Source organism: Nitrobacter vulgaris (genome assembly GCF_031453995.1).
GTDB classification, from domain to species: domain Bacteria; phylum Pseudomonadota; class Alphaproteobacteria; order Rhizobiales; family Xanthobacteraceae; genus Nitrobacter; species Nitrobacter vulgaris.
The window spans coordinates 1-1336 of the sequence record NZ_JAVDPZ010000095.1; the positions used below are offsets into that span (position 1 = coordinate 1).

Below are 1336 nucleotides of genomic sequence, written 5' to 3' on the forward strand. Positions count from 1 at the left end.
GAGAAGCGGGCGGCCCGGGTCTCGTCGACGGCGCTAGTGCGCTATCGCGGCAATGACTACTCGGTGCCGACGGCCTTTGGCTTCCAGGACGTCATGGTGAAGGGCTTCGTCGATCAGACCGTCATCCTGTGCGGCGGCGAGGAGATCGCGCGGCATCAGCGCTGTTATGGTTCGGGCACCTTCGTCTTCAACCCGCTGCACTATCTGGCGCTGATCGAGATGAAGCCGAACGCGCTCGATCAGGCCGCACCGTTGCAGGACTGGAGCCTGCCCGAGGCGTTCCAGAACCTGCGTCATCTGATGGAGGCGAGGATGGGCAATCGCGGCAAACGCGAGTTCATCCAGGTGCTGCGGCTGATGGAGGCAATCCCGAAGGATGTCGTGGTCTACGCCGTCACCGAGGCGATCCGGATCGGCGCGATCGGATTCGATGCGGTCAAGCAGATCGCTCTGGCCCGCATTGAGCGCCGTCCTGCGCGACTCGATCTCAGCGCCTATCCCCATCTGCCGAAGACCAGCGTGAAGACGACATCGGCGGCCGATTACGCCGTCCTCGTTCCCGGGAGGGCGGCATGAGTGGGAAGGCCATGGATATGATGCCGACGATCGGCACGCCGCAGGTGCTGCTCAGCCATCATCTCAAGCAATTGAAGCTGCCGACGGTGCTGCGCGAATACGACAAGGTCGCCCGTGAATGCGCGCGCGACGGCGTCGATCATCCCCGCTATCTGCTGCGCCTGGTCGAACTGGAACTGATCGACCGGGAACGGCGTGTCGTCGAGCGGCGCATCAAGCAGGCCAGGTTCCCGGCGGTGAAGAGCCTGGACACCTTCGACTTCACCGCCATTCCTTCCCTCAACAAGATGCTGGTGCTGGAGCTGGCACGCTGCGAGTTCATCCTGCGTCGCGAGAACATCGTCGCGCTTGGCAATTCCGGCACCGGCAAGACCCATGTCGCGCTCGCCCTTGGCCTTGCCGCCTGCCAGAAGGGCTTCCCCGTCGCCTTCACCACCGCGGCTGCCCTCGTGCATCAGCTCATGGAGGCCCGCGACGAGAAACGGATTTTGAGGCTGCAGCGTGAACTGCAGACGGTGAAGCTGCTCATTGTCGATGAACTGGGCTACGTGCCGCTGTCACCGACCGGCGCGGAATTATTGTTCGAGGTGCTCTCCCAGCGCTACGAGCGCGGATCGACAATCGTCACCTCAAACTTGCCTTTTGAAGACTGGACCTCGGTCCTGGGGTCCGAGCGGCTCACTGGTGCGCTGCTCGATCGGCTGACCCACCACGTTCACATCCTCACCATGAATGGCGACAGCTACCGGCTCAAGCAATC

The 1336-nt window shown here is 62.9% G+C and carries 2 protein-coding genes; both read left to right on the top strand.

The window, feature by feature from the left end; translation table 11 throughout:
* On the top strand, positions 1 to 576 hold a 576-nt coding region (locus tag GGQ85_RS20755), incomplete at its 5' end, for a Mu transposase domain-containing protein (protein WP_445376085.1).
* The coding region (istB, locus tag GGQ85_RS20760) for an IS21-like element helper ATPase IstB (RefSeq protein ID WP_445376086.1) at positions 573 to 1336 on the top strand (764 nt) is incomplete at its 3' end. The genes GGQ85_RS20755 and istB, both read left to right, overlap by 4 nt.